General features: G+C 62.3%; 28 protein-coding genes. 21 read left to right on the top strand and 7 right to left on the bottom strand.

Annotated features, from left to right (window positions below; all coding sequences use genetic code 11):
* Positions 1 to 20: 20 nt before the first annotated feature.
* Positions 21 to 236, bottom strand: coding sequence for a 50S ribosomal protein L31 (gene rpmE, locus D3879_RS07635; protein WP_119953453.1), 216 nt, complete (start codon positions 234 to 236; stop codon positions 21 to 23).
* Positions 237 to 426: 190 nt separating this feature from the next.
* On the opposite strand from rpmE, the gene D3879_RS07630 reads away from it, so the two are divergent.
* From D3879_RS07630 to D3879_RS07585, 10 genes are all read left to right on the top strand, one after another.
* Positions 427 to 2,646 (top strand): primosomal protein N', encoded by a 2,220-nt coding sequence (locus D3879_RS07630; RefSeq protein WP_119953452.1) that lies wholly within the window; start codon positions 427 to 429, stop codon positions 2,644 to 2,646.
* A gap of 331 nt (positions 2,647 to 2,977) precedes the next feature.
* A complete protein-coding gene (argS, locus tag D3879_RS07625; RefSeq protein ID WP_119953451.1) occupies positions 2,978 to 4,717 on the top strand; it encodes an arginine--tRNA ligase in 1,740 nt (579 codons plus the stop codon).
* A 1-nt stretch (position 4,718) separates the two neighbouring features.
* Positions 4,719 to 5,393, top strand: a complete 675-nt coding sequence (locus tag D3879_RS07620; RefSeq protein WP_119953450.1) for an SPOR domain-containing protein — start codon at positions 4,719 to 4,721, stop codon at positions 5,391 to 5,393.
* Between the two features lie 95 nt (positions 5,394 to 5,488).
* Positions 5,489 to 6,019 (top strand): ATP-dependent protease subunit HslV, encoded by a 531-nt coding sequence (gene hslV, locus D3879_RS07615; protein WP_119953449.1) that lies wholly within the window; start codon positions 5,489 to 5,491, stop codon positions 6,017 to 6,019.
* A gap of 15 nt (positions 6,020 to 6,034) precedes the next feature.
* A complete protein-coding gene (hslU, locus tag D3879_RS07610; RefSeq protein WP_119953448.1) occupies positions 6,035 to 7,375 on the top strand; it encodes an HslU--HslV peptidase ATPase subunit in 1,341 nt (446 codons plus the stop codon).
* 144 nt (positions 7,376 to 7,519) lie between these two features.
* Positions 7,520 to 7,894, top strand: coding sequence for a gamma-butyrobetaine hydroxylase family protein (locus tag D3879_RS07605; RefSeq protein WP_119953447.1), 375 nt, complete (start codon positions 7,520 to 7,522; stop codon positions 7,892 to 7,894).
* A gap of 272 nt (positions 7,895 to 8,166) precedes the next feature.
* Positions 8,167 to 9,846, top strand: a complete 1,680-nt coding sequence (gene phaC, locus D3879_RS07600; protein WP_119953446.1) for a class II poly(R)-hydroxyalkanoic acid synthase — start codon at positions 8,167 to 8,169, stop codon at positions 9,844 to 9,846.
* 270 nt (positions 9,847 to 10,116) lie between these two features.
* On the top strand, positions 10,117 to 10,974 hold the full coding sequence (gene phaZ / locus D3879_RS07595; protein WP_119953445.1) for a poly(3-hydroxyalkanoate) depolymerase: 858 nt from the start codon (positions 10,117 to 10,119) through the stop codon (positions 10,972 to 10,974).
* Between the two features lie 191 nt (positions 10,975 to 11,165).
* Positions 11,166 to 12,848: a class II poly(R)-hydroxyalkanoic acid synthase gene (gene phaC, locus D3879_RS07590; protein WP_119953444.1), complete on the top strand. Its 1,683-nt coding sequence runs from the start codon at positions 11,166 to 11,168 to the stop codon at positions 12,846 to 12,848.
* An 86-nt stretch (positions 12,849 to 12,934) separates the two neighbouring features.
* Positions 12,935 to 13,549, top strand: coding sequence for a TetR/AcrR family transcriptional regulator (locus D3879_RS07585; RefSeq protein WP_119953443.1), 615 nt, complete (start codon positions 12,935 to 12,937; stop codon positions 13,547 to 13,549).
* Positions 13,550 to 13,683: 134 nt separating this feature from the next.
* Here D3879_RS07585 and D3879_RS07580 read toward each other — a convergent pair whose 3' ends face one another.
* The 3 genes from D3879_RS07580 to D3879_RS07570 all read right to left on the bottom strand — a co-directional run bounded on the left by D3879_RS07580 (position 13,684) and on the right by D3879_RS07570 (position 15,476).
* Positions 13,684 to 14,484 (bottom strand): phasin family protein, encoded by an 801-nt coding sequence (locus D3879_RS07580; RefSeq protein WP_119953442.1) that lies wholly within the window; start codon positions 14,482 to 14,484, stop codon positions 13,684 to 13,686.
* A 10-nt stretch (positions 14,485 to 14,494) separates the two neighbouring features.
* Entirely contained in the window at positions 14,495 to 14,929 is a 435-nt protein-coding gene (locus tag D3879_RS07575) for a phasin family protein (RefSeq protein WP_119953441.1), read from the bottom strand.
* 271 nt (positions 14,930 to 15,200) lie between these two features.
* Positions 15,201 to 15,476, bottom strand: a complete 276-nt coding sequence (locus D3879_RS07570; protein ID WP_119953440.1) for a polyhydroxyalkanoic acid system family protein — start codon at positions 15,474 to 15,476, stop codon at positions 15,201 to 15,203.
* Positions 15,477 to 15,617: 141 nt separating this feature from the next.
* On the opposite strand from D3879_RS07570, the gene ubiE reads away from it, so the two are divergent.
* The 9 genes from ubiE (at position 15,618) to D3879_RS07525 (ending at position 21,636) form a co-directional block, all read left to right on the top strand.
* A complete protein-coding gene (ubiE, locus tag D3879_RS07565; RefSeq protein WP_119953439.1) occupies positions 15,618 to 16,388 on the top strand; it encodes a bifunctional demethylmenaquinone methyltransferase/2-methoxy-6-polyprenyl-1,4-benzoquinol methylase UbiE in 771 nt (256 codons plus the stop codon).
* A complete protein-coding gene (locus tag D3879_RS07560) occupies positions 16,388 to 17,023 on the top strand; it encodes a ubiquinone biosynthesis accessory factor UbiJ (protein ID WP_119953438.1) in 636 nt (211 codons plus the stop codon). The genes ubiE and D3879_RS07560 overlap by 1 nt, the downstream gene beginning before the upstream one ends.
* A complete protein-coding gene (ubiB, locus tag D3879_RS07555) occupies positions 17,020 to 18,627 on the top strand; it encodes a ubiquinone biosynthesis regulatory protein kinase UbiB (protein WP_119953437.1) in 1,608 nt (535 codons plus the stop codon). Before D3879_RS07560 ends, ubiB begins: the two co-directional genes overlap by 4 nt.
* 101 nt (positions 18,628 to 18,728) lie before the next feature.
* Positions 18,729 to 19,145 carry a phosphoribosyl-AMP cyclohydrolase gene (gene hisI / locus D3879_RS07550; RefSeq protein WP_119953436.1) on the top strand — a complete coding sequence of 139 codons (417 nt, stop codon included), beginning with the start codon at positions 18,729 to 18,731 and terminating at the stop codon, positions 19,143 to 19,145.
* Entirely contained in the window at positions 19,138 to 19,473 is a 336-nt protein-coding gene (locus D3879_RS07545) for a phosphoribosyl-ATP diphosphatase (RefSeq protein WP_119953435.1), read from the top strand. Before hisI ends, D3879_RS07545 begins: the two co-directional genes overlap by 8 nt.
* Before the next feature lie 25 nt (positions 19,474 to 19,498).
* On the top strand, positions 19,499 to 19,741 hold the full coding sequence (locus tag D3879_RS07540) for a twin-arginine translocase TatA/TatE family subunit (protein WP_119953434.1): 243 nt from the start codon (positions 19,499 to 19,501) through the stop codon (positions 19,739 to 19,741).
* 4 nt (positions 19,742 to 19,745) lie between these two features.
* On the top strand, positions 19,746 to 20,135 hold the full coding sequence (tatB, locus tag D3879_RS07535) for a Sec-independent protein translocase protein TatB (protein WP_119953433.1): 390 nt from the start codon (positions 19,746 to 19,748) through the stop codon (positions 20,133 to 20,135).
* On the top strand, positions 20,132 to 20,932 hold the full coding sequence (gene tatC / locus D3879_RS07530; RefSeq protein WP_119953432.1) for a twin-arginine translocase subunit TatC: 801 nt from the start codon (positions 20,132 to 20,134) through the stop codon (positions 20,930 to 20,932). Before tatB ends, tatC begins: the two co-directional genes overlap by 4 nt.
* Complete coding sequence (locus tag D3879_RS07525) at positions 20,929 to 21,636, top strand: 16S rRNA (uracil(1498)-N(3))-methyltransferase (RefSeq protein ID WP_119953431.1); 708 nt, start codon at positions 20,929 to 20,931, stop codon at positions 21,634 to 21,636. Before tatC ends, D3879_RS07525 begins: the two co-directional genes overlap by 4 nt.
* Positions 21,637 to 21,771: 135 nt before the next feature.
* On the opposite strand, the gene D3879_RS07520 is transcribed toward D3879_RS07525, so the two are convergent.
* The gene (locus D3879_RS07520) at positions 21,772 to 22,266 is read right to left on the bottom strand and encodes a winged helix-turn-helix transcriptional regulator (protein WP_119953430.1); all 495 of its coding nucleotides are present in this window, start codon (positions 22,264 to 22,266) and stop codon (positions 21,772 to 21,774) included.
* Positions 22,267 to 22,366: 100 nt separating this feature from the next.
* Here D3879_RS07520 and D3879_RS07515 point away from each other — a divergent pair, with 100 nt between their 5' ends.
* Together D3879_RS07515 and D3879_RS07510 are read left to right on the top strand one after the other, a co-directional pair.
* On the top strand, positions 22,367 to 23,095 hold the full coding sequence (locus D3879_RS07515; RefSeq protein ID WP_119953429.1) for an SDR family oxidoreductase: 729 nt from the start codon (positions 22,367 to 22,369) through the stop codon (positions 23,093 to 23,095).
* A gap of 37 nt (positions 23,096 to 23,132) precedes the next feature.
* Positions 23,133 to 23,723, top strand: coding sequence for a 2-hydroxychromene-2-carboxylate isomerase (locus D3879_RS07510; protein WP_119953428.1), 591 nt, complete (start codon positions 23,133 to 23,135; stop codon positions 23,721 to 23,723).
* A gap of 322 nt (positions 23,724 to 24,045) precedes the next feature.
* Here the strand turns inward: D3879_RS07510 and D3879_RS07505 are convergent, their stop codons facing one another.
* Together D3879_RS07505 and D3879_RS07500 are read right to left on the bottom strand one after the other, a co-directional pair.
* Complete coding sequence (locus tag D3879_RS07505; protein WP_119953427.1) at positions 24,046 to 24,780, bottom strand: amino acid ABC transporter ATP-binding protein; 735 nt, start codon at positions 24,778 to 24,780, stop codon at positions 24,046 to 24,048.
* Positions 24,773 to 25,735 carry an amino acid ABC transporter permease gene (locus D3879_RS07500; protein ID WP_119954918.1) on the bottom strand — a complete coding sequence of 321 codons (963 nt, stop codon included), beginning with the start codon at positions 25,733 to 25,735 and terminating at the stop codon, positions 24,773 to 24,775. Before D3879_RS07500 ends, D3879_RS07505 begins: the two co-directional genes overlap by 8 nt.
* Positions 25,736 to 25,770: the final 35 nt, after the last annotated feature.

The raw sequence follows: 25,770 nt of genomic DNA, 5'->3' as shown, positions 1-25,770 counted from the left end.
TTCCGAGACGACAAAGCCACTTAGGCCTTGGAGCCGAACACACCGAAACGCTGCTTGAAGCGATCAACACGGCCGCCCACGTCCAGCACTTTTTGCTTGCCGGTGTAGAACGGGTGGCACTCGTTGCACACGTCCAGGCTCAGCGGCTTGGCCAAAGTGGAGCGAGTTTCGATCACGTTGCCACAGCTGCAAGTGGCGGTGATGGCTTCATAGGTAGGATGAATATCAGCTTTCATGGTGTATTCCTCGGGTCTGACGTGCCGCCGCCCGACACTATTGTCGAGTACCGCACGGAATTAGGCCGCGGATAATACCAGAGCGCCGCAGCGACGCAAGCCACTCACGACGCCGGCCGTCGTCTGCCTGCGTGCTAAGATCGCGCCCCGCCCATTCGCTTACATCAACAGAGCCTAGGAGCCCCCTCGCGTGCCCGACGCCATTCTGCGCCTCGCCCTGCCCTCGCCACTGCGCCGCCTGTTCGACTATCGAGCGCCGGCTGGCCTGCATCGCGCCGACTTGCAGCCGGGTATGCGCCTGCGTGTGCCGTTCGGCCGGCGCGAGCTGATCGGCATTCTGGTCGAAGTCAGCGATCACAGCGAGGTGCCAGCAGACAAACTGAAACCGGCGCTGCAATTGCTCGACGCGCAGTCGCCGATGCCCGCGGCCTTTTTCAAGCTGTGCCTGTGGACGGCGCAGTATTACCAGCACAGCCTCGGCGATACGTTCAGCTGGGCACTGCCGACACTCTTGCGCCAAGGCGAGCCGGCCGAAGCCCGGCAAGAGCGCTTCTGGCATCTGACTGAAGGAGCCCGCCTCGACGATCCGCGGCTGGCTCGCGCACCGCGTCAACGTGACGCCCTGGCGACCATCGCGCAGCATCCGCATGGCGTAGCGCACCAACTGCTCAGCCACTTGCAGCTGAATAAAGACAGCCTCGAGCTGCTGCGCGAGAAAGGCCTGGTCAGTATCGAGGTCCGCCGTCATGCCGCAAGCGAGCGTCACGCCAACTGGCTGGCGCAACCGGAGCTGCCGCTGAACCCCGAGCAACGCGCGGCGACCGAGGCGATTCGGGCCGGTTTCGACAGCTTCAACGCTTTTCTGCTGGCCGGGGTGACCGGCAGCGGCAAGACCGAGGTGTATCTGCAGCTGATCCGCGAAACCCTGGAGGCGGGCAAGCAAGCGCTGGTGCTGATCCCGGAGATCAACCTCGGCCCGCAAACCCTGGCGCGCTTCGAGCGGCGCTTCAACGCGCGCATCGCCCTGCTGCACTCGGCGGTGAACGACCGCGAACGGTTGGATGCCTGGCTGGCAGCGCGTGATGGCGAGGCGGACATCATCATCGGCACCCGCTCGGCGCTGTTTACCCCGATGAAGAACCCAGGACTGATCATCATCGACGAGGAGCACGACGCCTCCTATAAACAGCAGGAAGGGCTGCGCTACCACGCCCGCGATCTGGCCTTGGTCCGTGCGCGGCAGGAAAACATCCCGATCGTGCTCGGCTCCGCCACCCCTTCGCTGGAAAGCCTGCAGAACGCCCACGCCGGCCGCTACGGCCTGCTGCGCCTGACCCAAAGGGCCGGCGGCGCCCAGCAACCGCGCTTCTTGCGCCTGGATATCAAGAGTCGGCCACTCGACAGCGGCATCTCCGGCCCCATGCAGCAGGCCATCGGCCAGACCCTGGCGGCCGGCCAGCAGGTGCTGGTATTCCTCAACCGCCGCGGCTTCGCGCCGACCTTGCTGTGTCACGACTGCGGCTGGCTCTCCGAATGCCCGCGCTGCGATGCGCGGATGACCGTGCACCAGCGCTCGGGCGAACTGCGCTGCCACCACTGCGGTCATGTCGAACGCCAGCCGAGCAACTGCCCGCAATGCGGCAAGGTCGACCTGCGCCCGGTCGGCGCCGGCACCGAGCGCGCCGAAGAGCGTCTGGCCATCCTCTTCCCGAATTACCCGGTACTGCGCGTCGACCGCGATAGCACCTCGCGCAAAGATGCGATGAACCAACTGTTCGACACCATCCAACGTGGCGAGCCGTGCATCCTGATCGGTACGCAGATGCTCGCCAAAGGCCACCACTTCCCACGGGTGACGCTGGTGTCGATTCTGGATGCCGACGGCGGACTGTTCTCCGCCGACTTCCGCGCCAGCGAGCGCATGGCCCAGCTGATCGTGCAGGTCGCCGGCCGCGCCGGGCGCGCGGAGGAGCCTGGCCGAGTGATCATCCAGACCCATCTGGCCGATCACCCGCTATTGGTGCAACTGACCGAACAAGGCTACTTCGCCTTCGCCGAACAGGCCCTGAGCGAGCGGCGCGCCGCCGGCCTGCCGCCCTTTTGCCACCTCGCGCTGCTGCGCGCCGAGGCCCATAAACCCGGGCAAGCGGAAGGTTTTCTCGACGAGGCCTGCACAGAAGCCGAACACTTGCTGCGCGAGCTGAACCTCAGCGGCATTGAACTCCTCGGCCCGGTACCGGCGCCGATGGAACGCCGCGCCGGCCGTTATCGCGCACAATTGTTGTTGCAGGCTAACGCCCGCGCCCCACTGCATCGCCTGCTCAACAACTGGCTGTTGGCGCTGGAGAAAATACCTGCCGGGCGCGCGGTGCGCTGGTCGCTGGATGTCGACCCGATAGACCTGTTCTAGGAGTCTGTCAGGCTTAGAACTGTCCTACTGCGAAAGCCTGGATATTGGCCCGTTTTTCCACTCAGCCTCGTTAAAGAGAATGACTATTCGCCTCGACTGAGTGAAAAAACGGTCTCAATCCCAGACTTTCTCGCTACGGGCACCTAAGCCTGACAGACTCCTAGCGTCACGCAGAATTGTCGCAAGCCCCTATATAGAGCACCGAGCTACCATTCGCCCCTTGAGCGCAACCGACCAGTGCGGTTGGCAAGGCCGCCACGGCCACGGATAATGGCCAATTTTCCACCCGCTTCCCGGCGCACTGTCGCCCCGATGGCCGCAAGAGCAGACCATGAAAGACACCATTCGCCAGCTGATCCAGCAAGCCCTCACCCGTCTCGTCAGCGAAGGCGTGCTGCCGCAAGGCCTCACCCCGGCGATTCAGGTCGAGAACACCAAGGACAAAACCCACGGCGACTTCGCCAGCAATATCGCCATGATGCTGGCCAAGCCGGCCGGGCTGAAGCCGCGCGAGCTGGCCGAGAAGCTGATTGCCGCACTGCCGGCCGACGCACAAGTCACTAAAGTCGAGATCGCCGGCCCCGGGTTCCTCAACTTCTACCAGGACAATCAGGCCCTGGCTGGCCGCCTCGACGCCGCCCTGGCCGATGCCCAACTCGGCGTGCGCAAAACCGGCCCGGCGCAACGGGTGGTGGTCGATCTGTCCTCACCGAACTTGGCCAAAGAGATGCACGTCGGCCACCTGCGCTCGACCATCATCGGCGACGGCGTGGCGCGGGTGCTGGAATTCCTCGGCGACGAGGTGATCCGGCAGAACCACGTCGGTGACTGGGGTACACAGTTCGGCATGCTGCTGGCTTATCTGCAGGAAAACCCGGAAACCAGTGAAACCGAGCTGTCCGACCTGGAAGGCTTCTACCGGGCGGCCAAGCAGCGCTTCGACGAGTCTGCCGAGTTCGCTGACCGTGCCCGGGAGCTGGTGGTGCAGTTGCAGGCCGGAGAGCCGGCATGCATGCGCCTGTGGCATCGCTTCAACGAAATTTCCCTGTCGCATTGCCAGAAGGCCTACGACCGCCTGAACGTCAAACTGACCCCGGCCGACGTCAAAGGTGAAAGCGCCTACAACGACGACCTCGCCCAGGTGGTTGCCGACCTCAAGGCCAAAGGCCTGCTGGTCGAGAGCAACGGCGCCCAGTGCGTATTCCTCGACGAATTCAAGAACGCCGAAGGCAACCCACTGCCGGTGATCGTGCAGAAAGCCGGCGGCGGTTATCTGTATGCCACCACCGACCTGGCGGCCATGCGCTACCGCAGCCAGGTGCTGAAGGCCGATCGCGCGCTGTACTTCGTCGATCAGCGCCAGGCCCTGCATTTCCAGCAGGTGTTCGAAGTGGCGCGCCGCGCCGGCTTCGTCCACGAAGGCATGCAGCTGGAACACATGGGCTTTGGCACCATGAACGGCGCCGACGGCAAACCGTTCAAGACCCGCGATGGCGGCACGGTGAAGCTGATCGACCTGCTCGATGAAGCCGAAGAGCGCGCCTACACGCTGGTCAAAGAAAAGAACCTGGACCTGGCCGAAGACGAGCTGCGCAACATCGCGCGCGTCGTCGGTATCGGCTCGGTGAAATACGCCGACCTGTCCAAGCACCGCACCAGCGATTACAGCTTCAACTTCGAACTGATGCTCAGTTTCGAAGGCAACACCGCGCCTTATCTGCTCTACGCCTACACCCGTGTGGCCAGCGTGTTCCGCAAGCTGGGCAAGAACTACGCACAGGTCGACGGCCAGCTCAGCCTCGATGCCCCGCAGGAACAAGACCTCGCCACCAAACTGGCGCAGTTCGGCGAAATTCTGCGCAACGTCGGCGAGAGAGGCACCCCGCACATTCTCTGCACCTACCTCTATGAGCTAGCCGGGTTGTTCTCCAGCTTCTACGAGCATTGCCCGATCCTCTCCGCCGAGGACGAAGCCACTCAGCAAAGCCGTCTGCGCCTGGCCGCGCTGACCGGCCGCACCCTCAAGCAAGGCCTGGAGCTGTTGGGTCTGGAAACGCTGGAGCGTATGTAAGTTGGCCGCCAAGAAAAAACCAGCACCCAAACGCGGCGCCAGCCGCTATCAAGCACCACGCCGGCAACCGGTGCCGGGCTGGGTCTGGCTGGCCTGTGGCCTGGCCATCGGCGCCTTCGTGGTGCTATTGATGAAGCTGGAGCCGGGCCGCGACGAGGTCAAACGGCTCAAGCCTGAGCAGCAGGGCGCCGGCAAAGCGTCAGCACCAAAAGCACCGATTAGCACGCCAACCCCACAGCAACCGGTGAAGCCGAAGTACGACTTCTACACCCTGCTGCCGGAATCCGAGGTCATAGTCCCAGCGGATGCCGTGCCAGAGAAAACCCCACCAGCACCGACCCCAGCCGAGCTGGCCAAAGCCGACGCGGCTCGCGCCGAAGCAGCATTGAAAGGTGAAACACCGCCGCCGCTGACCGTTGCCATCAAAGCCGCGGTGACCCAGTACTTCTTGCAAGCCGGCTCATTCCGCAAACAGGAAGATGCCGACAAGGTGCGCGCGCAGATCCTCCTGCTCGGGCAAAACGTGCAAGTGGAGTCCGGCACCGTGCGCGAGGAAACCTGGTACCGCGTGCTGGTCGGGCCGTTCAGCAACCGTGAACAGCTCACCGGCGCGCAGAAGAAACTCGCCGGCAACGGCTTCAGTAATCTGTTGTTACAGCAACGCCAAAGCCGTTAAGCCGCTCCTCAGAGCCTGCCGGTTGAAATGCCGGCAGGCGTCCCCCATATGAGTTTCCATTAGGGCATTTCGCCCCGCTGCGTGGAGACTCACCCTTGACCACCATCGTTTCAGTACGCCGCCACGGCAAAGTCGTTATGGGCGGCGACGGCCAGGTTTCCCTCGGCAACACCGTGATGAAAGGCAACGCCAAGAAAGTTCGGCGCCTCTACCACGGCCAGGTGATTGCCGGTTTCGCCGGCGCCACTGCGGATGCCTTTACCCTGTTCGAACGCTTCGAAGGGCAACTGGAGAAACACCAGGGCCACCTGGTGCGCGCTGCCGTCGAGCTGGCCAAGGAATGGCGCACCGACCGTTCGCTGAGCCGCCTGGAAGCCATGTTGGCGGTTGCCAATAAAGACGCCTCGTTGATCATCACCGGCAACGGCGATGTGGTCGAACCCGAGGAGGGTCTGATCGCCATGGGCTCCGGCGGCCCGTTCGCCCAGGCCGCCGCCCGCGCACTGCTGATGCACACGGACCTGTCCGCCCTTGAAATCACCGAGACCGCGCTGGGTATCGCCGGCGATATCTGCGTCTTCACCAACCACCACCTGACCATCGAGGAGTTGGACCTCGCTGTCTGAGGCCCGCCAAATCTTATGCCTATGACTCCCCGCGAAATCGTCCACGAACTCAGTCGCCACATCATCGGCCAGGACGAGGCCAAACGCGCCGTCGCCATCGCCCTGCGCAACCGCTGGCGGCGCATGCAGCTGCCGGTCGAGCTGCGCGCCGAAGTGACGCCAAAAAACATCCTGATGATCGGCCCGACCGGCGTCGGTAAAACCGAGATCGCCCGCCGCCTGGCCAAACTGGCCAATGCGCCGTTTATCAAGGTCGAAGCGACCAAGTTCACCGAAGTGGGCTACGTCGGTCGCGACGTCGAGTCGATCATCCGTGACCTGGCCGATGCTGCGATCAAGCTGCTGCGCGAGCAGGAGATCGTCAGAGTTCGCCATCGCGCCGAAGATGCCGCCGAAGAGCGCATCCTCGACGCGCTGCTGCCGCCGGCGCGCCCCGGCTTCAATGAAGACCCGGTGCCGAGCAATGACTCCAACACCCGCCAGCTGTTCCGCAAGCGCCTGCGGGAAGGCCAGCTGGACGACAAGGACATCGAGATCGAGGTCGCCGAGCATCCGGCCGGCGTCGAAATCATGGCCCCACCCGGCATGGAGGAAATGACCAACCAGCTGCAGAGCCTGTTCTCCAACATGGGCAAGGGCAAAAAGAAAACCCGCAAGCTCAAGGTCAAAGAAGCCCTGAAGCTGGTCGGCGACGAAGAAGCCGCGCGCCTGGTCAACGAGGAAGAGCTCAAGGCGCGCGCCTTGGAGGCGGTCGAGCAGCACGGCATCGTGTTTATCGACGAGATCGACAAGGTCGCCAAGCGCGGCAACACCGGCGGCATCGACGTCTCCCGCGAAGGCGTGCAGCGCGACCTGCTGCCGCTGATCGAAGGCTGCACGGTGAACACCAAGCTGGGCATGGTGAAAACCGACCATATCCTGTTCATCGCCTCCGGCGCCTTCCACCTGAGCAAACCGAGCGATCTGGTGCCGGAGCTGCAAGGCCGCTTGCCGATTCGCGTCGAGCTGAAGGCGCTGAGCCCGCAGGACTTAGAGCGCATCCTCACCGAGCCGTACGCCTCGCTGACCGAGCAATACCGCGAGCTGCTGAAGACCGAAGGCCTGGAAATCGAATTCACCGAGGACGCTATCAAGCGCCTCGCCGAGATTGCCTGGCAGGTCAACGAGAAGACCGAGAACATCGGCGCGCGACGCCTGCACACCGTCCTGGAACGCCTGCTGGAAGAAGTTTCTTTCAGCGCCGCCGATCTGGCCAGCGAGCACAGCGACAAGCCGATCCATATTGACGAGGCCTATGTGAATAGCCACCTCGGCGAACTGGCGCGAGACGAAGACCTGTCGCGTTATATTCTGTAAGGGGCCAGGCCTTGCAGGGCGGCTAAAGCCTGAAGCGCTTTAGTCGCCGCAACGACTTCGATGCACAACTAAGTGTTATGTGTCAGAAAACCCGGCGGGTAACCTTGCTCGTTATCCGCCCTACTTCTAGCCGGAGGCTCGAAGATGCGCATTCCCTCTGCCATCGAGCTGCACAAAGCCTCGAAGACCCTAACCCTGAAATATGGGCCCGACGAGATCTACAACCTGTCCGCCGAGTTCCTCCGTGTGCACTCACCGTCGGCCGAAGTGCAGGGCCACGGCAAACCCATCCTGCAAGTCGGCAAGCTCGGTGTCGGCCTGAGCAAGATCGAGCCGGCCGGGCAGTACGCACTAAAACTGTGCTTCGATGACGGCCATGACAGCGGCCTGTTCACCTGGGATTACCTCGACCAGCTGGCGCAACGCCAGGAACAGCTGTGGGCCGATTACCTCGCCGAACTGGCGCACGCCGGAAAATCCCGTGATCCCGCCGAGTCGGTGGTCAAGCTGATGCTCTAAGTTGCAGCTCGCCCGTGGTTAGGGCGAACTTTCTAATCCGTCTCGGCATACTCTCCCGCGCGCATGGCCAACTGACTGGCCAGCTTGCGCAAACTCGTAAACTCGGGTAACCAAGGAACTGGCAGGTTCCCTGCATTTGGCTGAGCCACATGCAATGAATGATGCGGAGTTCGCTCCGCCCCCGGTAACCCGAGCAGTACTAGGCCCTAAGCCCTGTGTCGCCGCGCACAGCCGCACGCCGGTATCTGTCTCAGGACAATGGAGCGTCGTAGATGAGCAACAAGAGTAACGAAGATCTGCAGCGTCAAGCCTCGGAAAACACCCTAGGGCTCAACCCGGTGATCGGCTTGCGCGGCAAAGACATTCTGGCTACTGCCCGCATGGTCCTGACCCAGGCCATCAAACAACCTATCCACAGCGCCAAGCACGTTGCCCACTTCGGCCTGGAGCTGAAAAACGTCCTGCTCGGCAGCTCAGAACTCCAGCCGGAAGACGGTGATCGCCGCTTCGCCGATCCCGCCTGGAGCCACAACCCGCTGTATAAGCGCTACCTGCAGAGCTACCTGGCGTGGCGCAAAGAACTGCACGACTGGGTTGAGGAGAGCAACCTGTCCGAAACCGACACCAACCGCGGCCACTTCGTGATCAACCTGATGACCGAAGCCATGGCACCGAGCAACAGCATGGCTAACCCGGCTGCGCTCAAACGCTTCTTCGAAACCGGCGGCAAAAGCCTGCTCGATGGCCTCTCCCACCTGGCCAAGGACATCGTCAACAACGGCGGCATGCCCAGCCAGGTCAACATGGACGCCTTCGAAGTCGGCAAGAGCCTGGCCACGACCGAAGGCTCAGTGGTGTTTCGCAACGACTTGCTGGAGCTGATCCAGTACAAGCCGAGCACCGAACAAGTGCACGAACGCCCGCTGCTGGTGGTGCCCCCGCAGATCAACAAGTTCTATGTGTTCGACCTGTCGCAAGAGAAGAGCCTGGCGCGCTTCTGCCTGCGCAACGGCCTGCAGACCTTTATCGTCAGCTGGCGCAACCCGACCAAGGCCCAGCGCGAATGGGGCCTGTCGACCTATATCGAAGCGCTGAAAGAAGCCATCGACGTGATCATCGCCATCACCGGCAGCAAGGACGTCAACATGCTCGGCGCCTGCTCCGGCGGCATCACCACCGCCGCCCTGCTCGGCCATTACACCGCGATCGGCGAGAAGAAGGTCAACGCCTTGACCCTGCTGGTCAGCGTGCTGGATACGAAGCTGGATACCTCGGTAGCCCTATTCATCAATGACCAGACTCTGGAAGCCGCCAAGCGCCGCTCCTATCAGGCCGGCGTGCTGGAAGGCAGCGACATGGCCAAGGTGTTCGCCTGGATGCGCCCGAATGATCTGATCTGGAACTACTGGGTCAACAACTACCTGCTCGGCAACGAGCCGCCGGTGTTCGATATCCTCTACTGGAACAACGACACCACCCGCCTGCCCGCGGCCTTCCACGGCGACCTGATCGAGCTGTTCAAAAGCAACCCGCTGACGCGGCCGAACGCCCTGGAAGTCTGCGGCACGCCGATCGACCTGAAGCAGGTGACCACGGACATCTTCTGCCTGGCCGGCACCAACGACCATATCACTCCGTGGGAAGCCTGCTACCGCTCGGCGCTGCTGTTCGGCGGCAAGATCGAATTCGTGCTGTCCAACAGCGGACATATCCAGAGCATCCTCAATCCACCAGGCAACCCGAAAGCGCGCTTTATGACCAGCGACAAGCTGCCGGCCGACCCGAAAGTCTGGCAAGACGCCTCCACCAAACATGCCGACTCCTGGTGGCTGCACTGGCAAGCATGGATGGCCGAGCGCTCCGGCAAACTGAAAAAAGCCCCGGGTACCCTTGGCAACAAAGCCTATCCGGCTGCCGAGGCGGCGCCGGGCACGTATGTACATGAGCGCTAGGAGCCTGTCGGGCTTAAACGTCAGTAGCGAGAAAGGCCAACAGACTCCTGGGGAAGGATGAACGCTCAGCGTGCAGCCTCGGCTACCGAGCCTGCACCCTAAAAGCGCAACAGCTTGCGTCACACTGCCCGCGGTACTCGGAAGTGCCGCCCGCCGCTCCAGCCCTTACCGGCTGAGGCGACAGCCACGAAGCCTGCAGGACGGCTAGCTTCGTCATTCTGGGAAGCGCCGGACCGCGTTCCCAGCAGTTCAATCCATAGGGCTCTGCGCATGCCGTTACCATTCGTTTTTCGCACCATCGACCTCGACGGGCAGACCATCCGCACGGCCGTCCGCCCAGGCAAGGCGCACCTGACCCCGCTACTGATCTTCAATGGCATCGGCGCCAACCTGGAGCTGGTATTTCCGTTCGTTCAGGCCCTCGACCCCGATCAGGAAGTGATCGCCTTCGACGTGCCAGGCGTGGGTGGTTCCTCGACGCCCAGCCAGCCCTACCGCTTCCCGGGCCTGGCCAAACTCGTCGCGCGCATGCTCGATTACCTGGATTACGGCCAAGTCAATGCAATTGGGGTGTCCTGGGGTGGTGCCCTGGCGCAACAGTTCGCCCACGACTATCCCGAACGCTGCAAGAAGCTGGTGCTCGCCGCCACCTCGGCCGGCGCCATCATGGTGCCGGGCAAGCCCAAGGTGCTCTGGCGCATGGCCAGCCCACGGCGCTACATCCAGCCGTCTTACGGCGTGCAGATCGCCCCGGATATCTACGGCGGGGCGTTCCGCCGCGACCCCAATCTGGCCCTGGCGCACGCCAGCAAAGTGCGTTCCTCGGGCAAGCTCGGCTACTACTGGCAGCTGTTCGCCGGTTTCGGCTGGACGAGCATCCACTGGCTGCACAAGATCAGCCAGCCAACCCTGGTGCTGGCCGGCGACGATGACCCGCTCATTCCGCTCATCAACATGCGCCTGCTGGCCTGGCGGATTCCGAATGCCGAACTGCATGTGATCGACGACGGTCACCTATTCTTGATCACCCGGGCCGAGGCCGTCGCGCCGATCATCATGAAGTTTCTGCAGGAGGAGCGGCAGCGCGCGGTGATGCACCCGCAGCCGACCCCACTGCGCAGTCACTGAGCAGCGCCTTGAACACGCGCACCAATTTAGTACGACGCCTACCCACTTGACCCAATAGTGGGCCTCATGTAACACCGTTGTTTCTTTGCGCGGCTGTCTGGAATGCACCTCCGGCGCGCCTTGGTACAAGCCTTGCTGCTTACCAATTGACGTTGATTCCCTTAATGGTTTGACGACGGAGTGTTGCCCCCATGCGAGACAAATCTGCTGCGGACCCTGTGCCCGTACCCGCAGCCTTTATGAATGCGCAAAACGCCATGCTCGGCCTGCGCGGCCGAGATCTGTTTGCCACCGTGCGCTCCCTGACCCTGCAGGGCCTGCGTCGACCGGTGTACAGCGCCAAGCATGCGCTGGCCCTCGGCGGCCAACTGGGCCGCGTGTTGCTTGGCGACACGCTGCATAAGCACAACCCCGACGATCCACGCTTTGCCGATCCGGCCTGGCGTCTCAACCCCTTCTATCGCCGCAGCCTGCAGGCCTATCTGGCCTGGCAGCAGCAGTTGAACAGCTGGATCGACGAGAGCGACCTGCCGGCGGATGACCGCACCCGCGCGCGCTTCGTCGCCACCCTGCTCAGCGATGCGCTGGCGCCCTCCAACAGCTTGCTCAACCCGCTGGCGATCAAGGAACTGCTCAACAGTGGCGGCAGCAGCGTGTTCAAGGGCCTGGGCCACTTATACGATGACCTCCTGCACAACCATGGCCTGCCCAGCCAGGTCAGCAAACAGGCCTTCGAAGTTGGCCGCAACCTGGCCGCCACTCCGGGTGCGGTGGTATTTCGCAACGAACTACTGGAGCTGATCCAGTACAAGCCGATGAGCGAAAAGCAGTACGCCCGCCCGCTGCTGATCGTGCCGCCGCAGATCAACAAGTACTACATCTTCGACCTCAGCGCGGAGAAGAGCTTCGTCCAGTACGCACTGAAGAACGGCTTGCAGGTGTTTATCATCAGTTGGCGCAACCCGGACGCCCGCCATCGCGAGTGGGGTCTCTCGAGTTATGTACAGGCCATCGAAGAAGCCCTCGATGTGACCCGCGCCATCAGCGGCAGCAAAGAGGCCCACCTGATGGGCGCCTGCGCCGGCGGCCTGAGCATCGCCGCCCTGCAAGGCCACCTGCAAGCCAAACGGCAGCTGCGCAAAGTCTCCAGCGCCACCTACCTGGTCAGCCTGCTGGACAGTCAGATCGACAGCCCGGCCATGTTATTTGCCGATGAGAAAACCCTCGAGGCCGCCAAGCGCCGCTCCTATCAGAAAGGCGTGCTGGATGGCCGCGACATGGCCAAGGTCTTCGCCTGGATGCGCCCGAACGATCTGATCTGGAACTATTGGGTCAACAACTACCTGCTCGGCAAGCAACCCCCGGCCTTCGACATTCTCTACTGGAACAACGACAACACGCGCCTACCGGCCGCCCTGCACGGCGATCTGCTGGACTTCTTCAAGCACAACCCACTCACCCATCCTGGCGGTTTGGAGGTCTGCGGCACCCCGATCGACCTGCATAAGGTCACGGTCGACAGCTTCAGCATCGCCGGCATCAACGACCACATCACGCCCTGGGACGCGGTCTATCGCTCGACCCTGCTGCTCGGCGGCGACAGTCGCTTCGTACTGTCCAACAGCGGGCATATCCAGAGCATCCTCAATCCGCCGGGTAATCCCAAGGCCAACTATTTCGAAAGCGGCAAACTCAGCTCCGACCCGCGTGCCTGGTACTACGACGCCAAACAAGCCAGTGGCAGCTGGTGGCCGCAATGGTTGGACTGGATTCAGCAACGCTCCGGCGAGCAACGGGAAACCCTGCTGGCGCTGGGCAGCCAGAACCATCCGCCGATGGAGGCAGCCCCCGGCACCTATGTGCATGTGCGTTAAACCTTGGCTTAAACCTTGAGAAGGCCGGCCGGAGACCACCCGGCCAGTTACCGTCTGCCGCCTGGCGGCCAACATAAGAAGATTGGATGAAAACCCGCGACCGCATCCTCGAATGCGCCCTGACGCTGTTCAATCAGCAGGGCGAACCCAACGTCTCCACGCTGGAGATCGCCAATGAACTGGAGATCAGCCCGGGCAACCTTTACTACCACTTCCACGGCAAAGAGCCGCTGATCATGGAGCTGTTCGAGCGCTTCCAGAATGAACTGGCACCGCTGCTCGACCCGCCCGCTGATGCACGCTTGGATGTCGAGGACTATTGGCTGTTCCTGCACCTGATCGTCGAACGCCTGGCGCACTACCGCTTTCTGTTCCAAGACCTGTCCAACCTCGCCGGGCGCCTACCTAAGCTGGCGCGTGGCATCCGCAATTGGCTGAACGCCTTGAAGCGCACCCTCGCCTCACTGTTGGCCCGCCTGAAGGCCGAGAATCAGCTGGTCAGCGATACCCAGGCGCTCGGCGTGCTGGTCGAGCAGATAACCCTGACCTTACTGTTCTCCCTCGACTACCAACGCATCCTCGGCAGCAGTGGCGAGATTCGTCTGGTGGTATTCCAAGTGATGATGCTGGTAGCGCCGCACCTCCGCGCCGAATCCCGCCAGGCGGCTGAGCAGTTGGCGCAGCGCTATTTAGACGCGTAGGTTGGGTAGAGCTAGGCAAAACTCAACCCATACCCCGCTGGGTTTCGCTTCGCTCTACACCAGCCTACGAATACTACCCGAGCACCAAACGCAAACACCCGGCGCTAGGCCGGGCGTTTTTGATCCTGAAAGACTCAGGACGGGTTGCTTGGCGTCACCACTGCGGTGGTTGCCGCCGGCGTTGCAGCAGGCGCTGCGGCAGGCGCGGTAGCCGGCGTTGCTACAGGCGCAGCAGGTTTGGCAGCTACTGGCTTAGCGGCAGCAGGTTTAGCGGCAGCTTTAGCCGCAGGTTTCGCGGCCGGCTTCACTGCGGGTTTGGCAGCTGCTTTTGGCGCGGCTTTGACTGCCGGTTTCGCGGCTGGCTTGGCGGCAGCTTTTGCCACTGGTTTAGCCGCGGGCTTGGCGGCTGGTTTAGCTACCGCCTTGGCCGCAGGTTTCGCCGCAGCTTTTGCGGCGGGCTTAGCGGCGGGCTTGACCGCCGCTTTAACGGCAGGCTTAGCCGCCGGCTTCACCGACTTGGCGGAAATCCCGGTCAGTTTTTCCAGCTGCTTGGTCAGGGTTTCCACCTTGCCGTGCAACTCTTTCACTTCGTTGCGACTCGGCACGCCCAGACGCGAGATCGCGCTGTTCAGACGCTTATCAAACGCCTCTTCCAGCTCGCCCCACTTGCCCAAGGCCAGACCTTTAACTTCATCGACCTTGGATCTGGCCGACTTGGCCGATGACTTCACGGCACCGACTTGTTTCTCGACTTCGCTCTTGGCCAACTTCTCGGCTTTCTCGCCATCTTGGACCAGGGTATCGAACAGCTTGTTGCCGTCCTTGCTGATCTTCGAGTAAGCACCTAAGCCGGCCAGCCAGATTTGGCGCGAGTATTTTTCAACTTCGCCAATCCAAGAGCTGTTCTCTTTTTCGACTTTCTTTTTAGCGACCATCCCGCTCTCCTTATTGAGTCTTAGCGACGCGTGCAACCAACTCATTCAACACGTCCAGCTTAGCAGAGAGCGCATCAACGTCCTGACGAGAAGGAATCCCGAAGCGATTCAGCGCACTAGCAACCCGGCGATCGAAAGCCTTCTCGATTTTGTCGAGCTGCACTTCAACTTTGCTTTTAACGCTAGTCACGTTATCGCTCACGCTGCTCTTCACCGTATCGATCTGGCTGTTCGCCGCTTCGACCTGACCTGTGACCAGTTTCTTCCCTTGCTTCTCAACGCCTTCGCCGGCCTTGACCAGCTCTTTCAGGTAGCCTGCGCCTTCCTGACCGGCTTTGGCGTAGGCACCCAGGCCCGCCAGCCAGATTTGACGACCGTAATGCTTAACGTCGGTCAGCAGGTTGGTTTTGCTTGCGGCTTTCTTTTTGACAGCAACTTTGGCCATGGTGCACCTCACGCTCAAAAGGTTTGAGGAAACGCCCACGAAATGCAGGCTTGAGCGCAAGGTAACGAGGAAAATTAGAATCTACATACTAGGTTCTGTACGCCCTAGGTTCTGTACGCCAAACCGGAACGCAGGCTGGGTTAGGCGCGCCGTAACCCAGCGATACACAGGTGCCAGCGCCACCGCAATGCCGGGTTACGCGGCAGCAGCAATCGCATTGATCGAAACCGGCGCGTTCACGCCGCTAATCCAGCCTGCGCCCGCTATCGCGTCAGACCAGATACTCATCCAGGCCTTTTTCGATTTCGCGCTTGATTGTGCCGCTCATGGCCGACAGCAACAGCCCCAGGCTCAGCTCGACGCGCACCCGATCATCACCGACCACAATCCGCCCCTCAGCGCCGCTGCGCTTGAACTCGAGAGCATCGCCAGCCCACTGGTAGCGCACGTCATACTCACTGGCCAGGCGCGCTGCGAGCTTCTCCGCTTTCGCGCGGGCGGCCTCACGACCAAGGGAATGCGAACGCTCGACGGTAAAACGGGCCATGGGTAACTCCTGACTGCGACCTTAGGTCGCGCGACTATAGCAGCCCACACCACCTTGCACGCCAACCGCTGGCGTCCGTTGCCAAGACAAAGCCGGTCACCGGGATTAGAATGGCCGGCACTTTCTTCCGGTGACAGCGATATGAACGATCCGCGCAAAGGCAGTGATGCCGAACCGACCACCCATTTCGGCTACCAAAACGTGCCGGAAAGCCAGAAGGCCGACAAGGTCGCCGAGGTTTTCCACTCCGTGGCGGCCAAGTACGACCTGATGAATGACCTGATGTCCGCCGGCGTGCATCGCCTGTGGAAACGCTTCACCATCGAACTGTCAGGCGTGCGCACCGGCAACCGCGTGCTGGATATCGCTGGCGGCACCGGCGACCTGACCAAGCAATTCGCCCGCCTGGTCGGGCCGACCGGCGAGGTGGTGCTGGCCGATATCAACGCTTCGATGCTGAAAGTCGGCCGCGATCGCCTGCTCGATCTGGGCGTGGCCGGCAACGTCAAATTTGTCCAGGCCGACGCCGAGAAGCTGCCGTTTCCGGACAACCATTTCGACTGCGTGACCATCGCCTTCGGCCTGCGCAACGTCACCCACAAGGAAGACGCCCTTCGCTCGATGCTGCGCGTGCTCAAACCAGGTGGCCGCCTGCTGGTGCTGGAGTTCTCCAAGCCAACCAGCAGCCTGTTGTCAAAGGCCTATGACGCCTATTCGTTCAGCCTGCTACCGATGATGGGCAAGCTGATCACCAACGACTCGGAAAGCTACCGCTACCTCGCCGAGTCGATCCGCATGCACCCGGATCAGGAAACCCTCAAGGCGATGATGGTCGAGGCCGGTTTCGAGCGCGCCACCTACCACAACATGACTGGCGGCATCGTCGCGCTGCACCGCGGCATCAAGCCCTGATGCTGACTCAGGCTCTGCTGGCCGGCGTGGAGCACGGCGTCAATCGCATGCTGCGCTTGGACAGCACTGCGCTGCCACGACTTGAGCGCTTGGCTGGCAAAGTCATCGCGGTGGACTGCAGCGCCCCGGCGGCGCAGCTGTTCATCCTCGCCGATGGCGCTGGCCTGCGCTTGGCGGCGAACTGGGAAGGCGCCGTCGCGTGCCAACTGCGCGCGCCGGCTGCCAGCTTGCTGCGCCTGGCCACCAGCAAAGATAAAACCGCCGTGCTGCACAGCCCGGCAGTCGAACTGCACGGTGACAGCGGCGTATTACTGGAGCTCGCCGGCATCCTTCAGGATCTCGAGCTGGACTGGGAATACGAGTTGTCCCGCTGGCTCGGTCCGCTGGGTAGCCAACTGCTCGGTAGCCACCTGAAAAGCCGCGTGCGCTGGACCGGCCAAAGCCTCGGCAGCCTGCGCCAGAACCTCGCCGACTACCTCAACGAGGAGTCGCGCAGTCTGGTCGGCCAGCGCGAAGCCGAAGCGCGCTTCGCCGAACTGGATAGCCTCAAACTCGCCCTCGATCGCCTCGACGCGCGTTTTGAACGCCTCACCGTCAAACTCCCCCTCACCCAAAAGCCTAGCGAACCCGCATGAAGCTGCTTGCCGTCCGCCGTCTGTTGCGCATCCAGCGCGTGGTCATCCGCTACCGCCTCGATGACTTGCTGCTCGAGCTGCCGCTCCCCTGGTGGCTGCGCGCGCTGAGCTATACCCTGCCCTGGCGCTGGTTGCCGCGCACAGCGCTGCCGCTATCGCGCGGCGAGCGTGTGCGCCTGGCGCTGCAAGACCTCGGGCCGATCTTTATCAAGTTCGGCCAGTTGCTCTCCACCCGCCGCGACTTGCTACCCGTGGATATAGCCGACGAACTGGCCAAGTTGCAGGATCAAGTACCGCCCTTCGACCCCGCACACTCATTGGCATTGATCGAGGAGCAACTGGGCGCCAAGGTCGGCAGCGTGTTTGCGCGCTTCGACAGTCAGCCGCTGGCCTCGGCGTCGGTCGCCCAGGTGCATGCCGCGCAGCTGAAAAGCGGCGAGGAAGTGGTGGTCAAAGTGATTCGCCCGGGCCTCAAGCCCGTCATCCGCCAGGATCTGGCCTGGCTGTTCCTGCTGGCCAAACTGGCCGAACGCATCTCCGCTGAAGCGCGCCGCCTGCACCCGGTCGAGGTGGTCAGCGACTACGAGAAAACCATCTTCGACGAACTCGATCTGCTCCGCGAGGCGGCCAATGCCAGCCAGCTGCGGCGTAACTTCGAAGGCTCACCGCTGCTCTATGTACCGCAGGTGTACTGGGACTGGTGCCGGCCGCAAGTGCTGGTGATGGAGCGCATCTACGGCATTCAGGTGACCGATCTGGCGACCCTCGCCGATCAGCGCACCGACATGAAACTGCTGGCCGAACGCGGCGTAGAAATTTTCTTCACCCAGGTGTTTCGCGACAGTTTTTTCCATGCCGACATGCACCCCGGCAACATCTTCGTCAGCACCCGCCAACCGTGGAGCCCGCAATACATTGCGGTCGACTGCGGCATCATCGGCAGCCTGACCCCGGAAGATCAGGACTACCTGGCGCGCAATCTGATCGCCTTCTTCAAACGCGACTACCGCAAGGTCGCGCAGCTGCATATCGACTCCGGCTGGGTGCCGGCGGAAACCAAAGTTAATGATTTCGAGGCGGCGATTCGCACCGTCTGTGAGCCGATCTTCGAGCGGCCGCTGAAAGACATTTCCTTTGGCCTGTTGCTGATGCGCCTGTTCCAGACCGCGCGACGCTTCAATATGGAAGTCCAGCCGCAACTGGTGCTGCTACAGAAGACCCTGCTGAATATCGAAGGCCTGGGTCGCCAGCTTTACCCGGACCTGGATCTGTGGAGCACCGCGCAGCCGTTCCTCGAACGATGGATGCGCGACCGGATCAGCCCGAAAAGTCTGCTGCATAGCCTACAGGCTCAGGTCGAGCAGGTGCCGCACCTGGCGCACATGACCCGTGAGCTGCTCGAACGCCTGTCTCAGCCGCAGCCCACGGCCCCTGCGCCAACCGGGGGCGAACAGCGCCATGGCTGGCTATTGCGCCTGACCGGTGCCGCGCTAATGGTCGGCGGCGCCAGTCTGGCGGCAACCAGCGCCTCACTGGCGGCTCTGAGCGCCTGGCCGGCCTGGATCATGCTCGGCGCCGGGCTTTACCTGGTCGTGCGCCGATAGCCAGGGCGGCGGCGCGCTGGCACACTGAGCTTATTAACCGCTCAGGATTACGGCGGGTGACGCGCGGCGCTACCCCCTACATACGCATTAACGGATAACGCATGAACGACTGGCTGGACGACATCAACTGGAATGCCGAGGGCTTGGTTCCCGCCATTGCCCAAGACCACAAAACCGGCCGCGTACTGATGATGGCCTGGATGAACCGTGAAGCGCTGAGCCTCACCGCCAGTGAGAACCGCGCCATCTACTGGTCACGCTCACGCGGCAAACTCTGGCGCAAAGGCGAAGAGTCCGGCCATGTGCAAAAATTGCATGAACTACGCCTGGACTGCGATGCCGATGTCATCATCCTGATGGTCGAGCAGATCGGCGGCATCGCCTGCCACACTGGACGGGAAAGCTGCTTCTATCGGGTGTTCGAACATGGCGCCTGGAAGATTGTCGACCCCGTCCTGAAAGACCCGCACGCCATCTACAGTGCGCCACACAGCTCAGCAGGACACAGCCATGAGTGACACCCTGACCCGCCTGGCCGAAGTGCTCGAAGCCCGTAAAGGTGCCGCGGCCGACAGCTCCTACGTGGCCAGCCTGTACCACAAGGGCCTGAATAAGATTCTGGAAAAGGTCGGCGAAGAGTCGGTGGAAACCATCCTCGCCGCCAAAGACGCCGCCGTCAGCGGCGACTGCAGTGACCTGATCTACGAAACCGCCGACCTCTGGTTCCACAGCTTGGTCATGCTCGCCGCCCTCGGCCAGCATCCCCAGGCAGTGCTGGATGAGCTGGATCGGCGTTTCGGTCTGTCCGGGCATGCCGAAAAGGCCGCCCGCGAACCTTCGGCATAACGCATTTATTGAGAGGAGCGGCACCATGGGTATTTTTGACTGGAAACACTGGCTCGTCATTCTGATCGTCGTCTTACTGGTCTTCGGCACCAAGAAGCTCAAGGGCCTGGGCAGCGATATCGGCGAGTCGATCAAAGGCTTTCGCAAGGCCATGAGCGACGAGGAGAAACCCAGCGAGCCGCCGGTGCAACCGTCCGCACCGCTGAACCCGCCACACACCATCGACGCGCAAGCGCAGAAGGTCGAAGAGCCGGCCAGAAAGGACTAGCAACATGTTCGGCATTAGCTTCAGTGAGTTGCTGCTGGTAGCCCTGGTCGCGCTGCTGGTGCTCGGCCCCGAGCGCTTGCCTGGAGCGGCGCGCACGGCCGGCCTGTGGATCGGTCGGCTGAAGCGCAGCTTCAACGCGATCAAGCAGGAAGTCGAGCGCGAGATCGGCGCCGACGAGATTCGCCGCCAACTGCACAACGAGCACATCATGGCGCTGGAGCAAGAAGCGAAAAACCTCATCGCCCCGCCACAGCCGCCGGCGCCTATCAGCGAGCCTGCCGCCAGCGAGACGCTGGTTGCCGACACTCCGGCAGCTGCGCAACCCAGCACCGTCAGCCCGGCTGCAGCCATGCCCATTGCCACCGATCCGCAACAGCCACCGCGAGCCCCATGAGCGCCGAAACCCCGGAACACGACCAGCAAATGCCGCTGGTCTCGCACCTCACCGAACTGCGCACGCGTCTGCTGCGCTGCGTCGCCGCGACCTTCCTGATCTTCGCCGGGCTGTTCTACTTCGCCCAGAAGATCTACACCTTCGTCTCTGCCCCGCTGCGCGCCTACCTGCCGGAAAACGCCACGATGATCGCCACCGACGTGGCCTCACCGTTCATCGCGCCGTTCAAGCTGACCATGGTGGTGGCATTGTTCCTCGCCATGCCGGTGATCCTGCATCAGGTCTGGGGCTTTATCGCACCCGGCCTGTACAAGCACGAGAAGCGCATAGCCATGCCATTGCTGGTCTCCAGCATCGTGCTGTTTTACGCCGGCATGGCTTTCGCCTATTTCCTGGTGTTCCCGCTGATATTCCACTTCTTCGCCAGCGTCACCCCCGAAGGGGTGTCGATGATGACCGACATCAACAGCTACCTGGATTTCGTCCTGACGCTGTTCTTTGCCTTCGGCGTGGCCTTCGAGATTCCGGTGGCGACGGTGCTACTGATCTGGATTGGCGTGGTCGACGTCGTCTACCTGCGCAAGATCCGCCCCTATGTGGTAATCGGCTGCTTCGTGGTCGGCATGGTGCTGACCCCGCCGGATATCTTCTCGCAGACCCTGCTGGCGGTGCCGATGTGGCTGCTGTTCGAGATCGGTCTGTTCTTCGGTGGCATGATCCGCAAGCGCGGCGAGCACCCGGACGATGACCCAGTCAGCCCTGACGACGGCGACCAACCGCCCGCTACCCAGCCGTGAATTTACTGCTGCTGGAGGATGCCGACTTCGTCGCGGCGGATCGCGTGATTCTGCGCGACCGCCGTCTCAAGCACCTGCAGGAAGTGCATCGCGCCGAGTCCGGCGACAGCCTGCGCGTTGGTCGCCTCAACGGTTTGATGGGCCGAGGCCAGCTGCTGCGTCTCGATACCCAGGAGGCCGAGCTACAGATCAGCCTGGATCAGCCGCCGCCGGCCAAATTACCGCTGACCCTACTGCTCGCCCTGCCGCGACCGAAGATGCTCCGGCGGGTACTGCAGACCGTCGCCAGCATGGGTGTGCCACGGCTGATTCTGCTGAACAGCTACCGGGTGGAAAAAAGCTTCTGGCAGACACCGTTTCTCGAACCTGCAGCGATCCATGAACAACTGATCCTCGGCCTTGAGCAGGCGCGCGATACGCGGTTGCCACAAGTGCTGATCGAGAAACGCTTCAAACCCTTCGTCGAAGATCGCCTGCCACAACTGGCGGCGGGCAGTCTCGGGTTGGTCGGCCACCCCGGCGACTACCCGGCCTGCCCGCGTGCCGTCGAACAACCGGTGACCCTGGCCATCGGCCCGGAAGGTGGCTGGATTCCTTACGAAGTCGAGAAGTTGCACGCTGCTGGATTGCAGCCGGTACAGCTCGGCGAGCGCATCCTGCGGGTGGAAACCGCCGTCACCGCGCTCATCGCCCGGCTGTTCTAATCCACCAAATCGGGCAAACGCGAGACGCTCAAACGATCCGAAGCCCTAGTGGCCAGTTGGTTCGGGCAGGCGGTGGGAGCCCCTCCGGGGATTCCACCCGACTAATCTAGTTCGGCAACGGATCGTGAACAGGCTCTAGGCCCGCGACTTGGCGTGCCAGTGCGCCGGCAACAACTGGCCCTGCAAGGCCGGCGCCTCGTGCAGATCCACATCCCGCGACACCAGCGGCTCACCACACTCGGAGCACACCAGCACGCCGTGCATGGCCTGCCCGCAAGCCTTGTGCACATGCCGAATCGGCGCCCCTTCGACACCGCTCATATGCCGGTCGCCCCAGTTCACCAGCGCCAGCACCGCCGGGTATAACTCGTGGCCCTTGTCGGTCAGCCGATATTCCTCGCGCAGCGGACGCTGCTGATACGCCTGCTTAACCAGCACCGCGGCCTCGGTCAGTTTCTTCAGCCGATCGGCGAGCACATGCCGGGTGATGCCCAGGCGTTTTTCAAAATCATCGAAACGCCGCACACCAAGAAAGCTTTCCCGCAGCACCAGCAGGGTCCAACGATCCCCCACCACCGACAACGTGCGCGCCAAAGAGCAAGGCTGTTGATCGAGTTCTTCCCAACGCATGACGAAACCTCTGTAAGCCGATGGCTCACCATAGCTTGACAGGTTCCAAAAAGGAACTGACTATTCGACAGGGTTCCAAAATAGAACTGAGGAGAAAGCCATGACTGAATGCAAAGCGATATTAGTGATGGGCGCCGGCGATGCGACCGGCGGGGCAATAGCGAAACGCTTTGCCCGCGAGGGCTATGTCGCCTGCGTGGCGCGACGCCATGCCGATAAACTCACGCCGCTGGTCGATGAAATCACCGCCGCCGGCGGTACGGCACGCGCCTTCGGCTGCGATGCGCGAGTGGAAGAACAAGTGCTCAGCCTGTTCGAAACCATCGAGCGGGAGATCGGCCCGCTGGAAGTGGTGGTATTCAACATCGGCGCCAACGTGCAGTTCTCGATCACCGAAACCACCGAGCGGGTCTACCGCAAAGTCTGGGAAATGGCTGCCTTGGCCGGCTTTCTCACCGGCCGCGAAGCCGCGCGGGTCATGCTGCCCCGCAAGCGCGGCAGCATTATTTTCACCGGCGCCACTGCCTCCCTGCGCGGCCGTGCGAAGTTCTCCGCCTTTGCCAGCGCCAAGTTCGCCCTGCGCGCCCTGGCCCAGAGCATGGCCCGCGAACTTGGGCCGCAGGGCATTCATGTCGCCCACCCAATCATCGATGGCGCCATCGACACCGCGTTTATCCGTGAGACCTTCCCCGAGCTGTATCAGCTCAAGGAGCAGGACGGCATCCTCAACCCCGAGCACATTGCCGAGACCTATTGGCAAATCCATTGCCAGCCCCGCGACTGCTGGGTGCATGAGATGGATCTGCGGCCCTGGCTGGAAACCTTCTGAACAACGGCGACCCGTTTAACTACCTGAGAACAATAAGATGAGCAAATCCGTAGAGTTCTATTTCGATTTCGGTAGCCCGGCCACCTACTTGGCCTGGACCCAGCTGCCGAAAATCGCCGCCGACGCAGGCGCCGAGATCACCTGGCGACCGATGCTGTTGGGTGGCGTATTCAAAGCCACCGGCAACCAATCGCCGGTAACCATTCCGGCCAAAGGCCGTTATATGTTGCAAGACCTGGAGCGCTTCGCTCAGCGCTACGGCGTGCCCATGGCCTTCAACCCGCACTTTCCGATCAACACCCTGACGCTGATGCGCGGCGCTGCCGGTTACCTCGATACGCCGCAGTTCCAGCCTTATCTGAAGGCGGTGTTCGAAGCCATGTGGGTCGGGCAGAAAAACCTCGGCAAGCCCGAGGTGGTGGCCGAGGTACTGAGTGCGGCGGGGCTGGACCCGGCAGAGTTCGAGCGTTTGGTGAATGACGAAGCGGTCAAGGAACGGCTGAAAAGCAGCACCGAAGAAGCGATCCAGCGCGGCGCGTTCGGTGCACCGACCTTCTTCGTCGGCAACGAAATGCACTTCGGCCAGGATCGCCTCGACTTCGTCGCCGAAGCACTGGGTAAGGCTTGAGTCAGCCGCTAAGGTTTAGCGGACTTAGAACCGATTTAGGATCTCGCGAGCTAAGGTCAGGGCCGCACCCGTTCTCGAAAATGCTCCCGGCATTTTTCCTACCTCCCCCATCCATGGGGTCGCCTACGGGTAGCGGCATTCCCCTCATCCATGTGGGTCACAAGGCGCAACGCAGCGAAGCGGAGTAACAGCCAAAGGCTGGCCCGCAGGGCGAGCATAGCGAGTCAATCGGGCTAAAAAGCGCAATTTACACGTAGTAAATGAGCATTTTTAGCCCCATTTCAACGCCGCATGGCCGACGCGTAGCAGATCATAAACGGTTCTACAGCACCTGCTTGAGAAACGCCTGTGCCCGCGGATCTTTTGGTTGCGCGAAGAACTGCGCCGGCGGCGCATCTTCCAGCAACTTGCCGTGATCGAAGAACAGCACGCGATCCGCCACTTCGCGGGCGAAACCCATTTCATGGGTGACGCAGACCATGGTCATGCCTTCCAGCGCCAGGGTCTTCATCACGTCGAGCACCTCGCCGACCATTTCCGGGTCGAGCGCCGAGGTCGGCTCGTCGAACAGCATCACCTTCGGGCCCATGCACAGTGCCCGGGCGATGGCCACGCGCTGTTGCTGACCGCCGGACAGGCGCGAGGGGAACTCGTTGGCCTTCTGGCCGATACCGACCTTGGCCAATAGCGCCCGGGCCTTTTCCTCGCTCTCCGCCTGGCTGCGCTTGCGCACCACCTTCTGCGCCAGGCAGAGGTTCTGCAGCACGGTCATGTGCGGAAACAGATTGAAGTGCTGGAAGACCATGCCGACTTCGCGGCGGTAGGCGTTGACGTCGGTCTTCGGGTTAGCCAGATCGAGGCCGTCGATGCTGACCGAGCCGGAATCGAGTTCCTCCAGGCCGTTCAGGCAGCGCAGGAAGGTCGACTTGCCGGAGCCGGACGGGCCGAGCACCACCAGCACCTCGCCCTTGTCCACTCGCGTGCTGACGTTATCCACCGCGCGCACGACCTGCCCGCGGGTGTCGAAGACTTTTACCAGATCGCGAACTTCAATCACTTTGCGCGAGCCTCCGTTCGAGCCGGCTGGCGATTTGCGACAGCGGCAGGTTGATAACCAGATAAAGAGCCGCCACACAGAACCAGATCTCGAAGGTCGAGAACGAGGTGGTGATGGCCTCGCGACCGCTCTTGGTCAGCTCGGTGATGGCGATCACCGAGACCAGCGAGGTGTCCTTGACCAGGCTGATGAATTGCCCGGCCAGCGGCGGCAGGACGCGTTTGAACGCCTGCGGCAGGATCACATGGCGCATCGACTGCGGCGCGGTCAGGCCCAGCGAACGGGCCGCTTCGCCCTGACCTTTGGCGATCGACTGCACCCCGGCGCGCACGATCTCGGCCACATAGGCGCCGGTGAACAGCGCCAGCGCCGCGACCCCGGCAACCTCGCGGGAGAGGTTGAGCACCGTGCCGATGAAGAAGTAGAAGATGAAAATCTGCACCAGCAGCGGCGTACCGCGCACCAGTTCGACGTAGACGGTCGACAGGTCACGCAAGGTCGAGTTGTTCGACAGCCGGCAGAGCCCGGTGAACAGGCCAATCAGCAGCCCCAGCGCGCCGGAGGCGAGTGAGATCCAGAGGGTGGTCCACAGCCCCCACAGCAACGGCCCGGCCGCCCAGTGACGGTTCACGCCGATCACATCGCCTTCGTCCACATCGCCGCCAGCCGAGACCAGCAGACTGTCCGTGGCCACCTCGACCACCTGTTTGCCGCCAGCGCCGCCTAACAGCGTTACACGGGCCCGGTCACCGTCCACGTCGACCACCTCGACCTGGGCAAAGTCAGCTGCCCGTTGGGCTTGCTCGGCATGGTAAGCGAAGTACTGCGGCACGCGGCTCCAGCGCCACTCGTAGGAAATCAGGGAAGTGGCGAACCAGAGGCTGCACGCTAGACCGATCAAGATCAGCCCGGTCAGTACATGCCAAGGCCACTGTGGTTTTTTCTGTTTAGCCACGAGCTTGTTCCACAAAAAGAGTGCTCCGTAATGAC

The organism is Pseudomonas cavernicola (genome assembly GCF_003596405.1).
Lineage (GTDB): Bacteria > Pseudomonadota > Gammaproteobacteria > Pseudomonadales > Pseudomonadaceae > Aquipseudomonas > Aquipseudomonas cavernicola.
The sequence above is the reverse complement of the archived record's forward strand: the minus strand, read 5'-3'. Positions and strand labels throughout refer to the sequence as shown.

Excerpts from the sequence above, each read along its gene's own strand:
- rpmE (WP_119953453.1), bottom strand. The coding sequence starts at position 236 with ATGAAAGCTGATATTCATCCTACCTATGAAGCCATCACCGCCACTTGC.
- argS (WP_119953451.1), top strand. The coding sequence starts at position 2,978 with ATGAAAGACACCATTCGCCAGCTGATCCAGCAAGCCCTCACCCGTCTC.
- hslU (WP_119953448.1), top strand. The coding sequence starts at position 6,035 with ATGCCTATGACTCCCCGCGAAATCGTCCACGAACTCAGTCGCCACATC.
- D3879_RS07605 (WP_119953447.1), top strand. The coding sequence starts at position 7,520 with ATGCGCATTCCCTCTGCCATCGAGCTGCACAAAGCCTCGAAGACCCTA.
- phaC (WP_119953446.1), top strand. The coding sequence starts at position 8,167 with ATGAGCAACAAGAGTAACGAAGATCTGCAGCGTCAAGCCTCGGAAAAC.
- phaZ (WP_119953445.1), top strand. The coding sequence starts at position 10,117 with ATGCCGTTACCATTCGTTTTTCGCACCATCGACCTCGACGGGCAGACC.
- phaC (WP_119953444.1), top strand. The coding sequence starts at position 11,166 with ATGCGAGACAAATCTGCTGCGGACCCTGTGCCCGTACCCGCAGCCTTT.
- D3879_RS07585 (WP_119953443.1), top strand. The coding sequence starts at position 12,935 with ATGAAAACCCGCGACCGCATCCTCGAATGCGCCCTGACGCTGTTCAAT.
- D3879_RS07580 (WP_119953442.1), bottom strand. The coding sequence starts at position 14,484 with ATGGTCGCTAAAAAGAAAGTCGAAAAAGAGAACAGCTCTTGGATTGGC.
- D3879_RS07575 (WP_119953441.1), bottom strand. The coding sequence starts at position 14,929 with ATGGCCAAAGTTGCTGTCAAAAAGAAAGCCGCAAGCAAAACCAACCTG.
- D3879_RS07570 (WP_119953440.1), bottom strand. The coding sequence starts at position 15,476 with ATGGCCCGTTTTACCGTCGAGCGTTCGCATTCCCTTGGTCGTGAGGCC.
- ubiE (WP_119953439.1), top strand. The coding sequence starts at position 15,618 with ATGAACGATCCGCGCAAAGGCAGTGATGCCGAACCGACCACCCATTTC.
- D3879_RS07560 (WP_119953438.1), top strand. The coding sequence starts at position 16,388 with ATGCTGACTCAGGCTCTGCTGGCCGGCGTGGAGCACGGCGTCAATCGC.
- ubiB (WP_119953437.1), top strand. The coding sequence starts at position 17,020 with ATGAAGCTGCTTGCCGTCCGCCGTCTGTTGCGCATCCAGCGCGTGGTC.
- hisI (WP_119953436.1), top strand. The coding sequence starts at position 18,729 with ATGAACGACTGGCTGGACGACATCAACTGGAATGCCGAGGGCTTGGTT.
- D3879_RS07545 (WP_119953435.1), top strand. The coding sequence starts at position 19,138 with ATGAGTGACACCCTGACCCGCCTGGCCGAAGTGCTCGAAGCCCGTAAA.
- D3879_RS07540 (WP_119953434.1), top strand. The coding sequence starts at position 19,499 with ATGGGTATTTTTGACTGGAAACACTGGCTCGTCATTCTGATCGTCGTC.
- tatB (WP_119953433.1), top strand. The coding sequence starts at position 19,746 with ATGTTCGGCATTAGCTTCAGTGAGTTGCTGCTGGTAGCCCTGGTCGCG.
- tatC (WP_119953432.1), top strand. The coding sequence starts at position 20,132 with ATGAGCGCCGAAACCCCGGAACACGACCAGCAAATGCCGCTGGTCTCG.
- D3879_RS07520 (WP_119953430.1), bottom strand. The coding sequence starts at position 22,266 with ATGCGTTGGGAAGAACTCGATCAACAGCCTTGCTCTTTGGCGCGCACG.
- D3879_RS07515 (WP_119953429.1), top strand. The coding sequence starts at position 22,367 with ATGACTGAATGCAAAGCGATATTAGTGATGGGCGCCGGCGATGCGACC.
- D3879_RS07510 (WP_119953428.1), top strand. The coding sequence starts at position 23,133 with ATGAGCAAATCCGTAGAGTTCTATTTCGATTTCGGTAGCCCGGCCACC.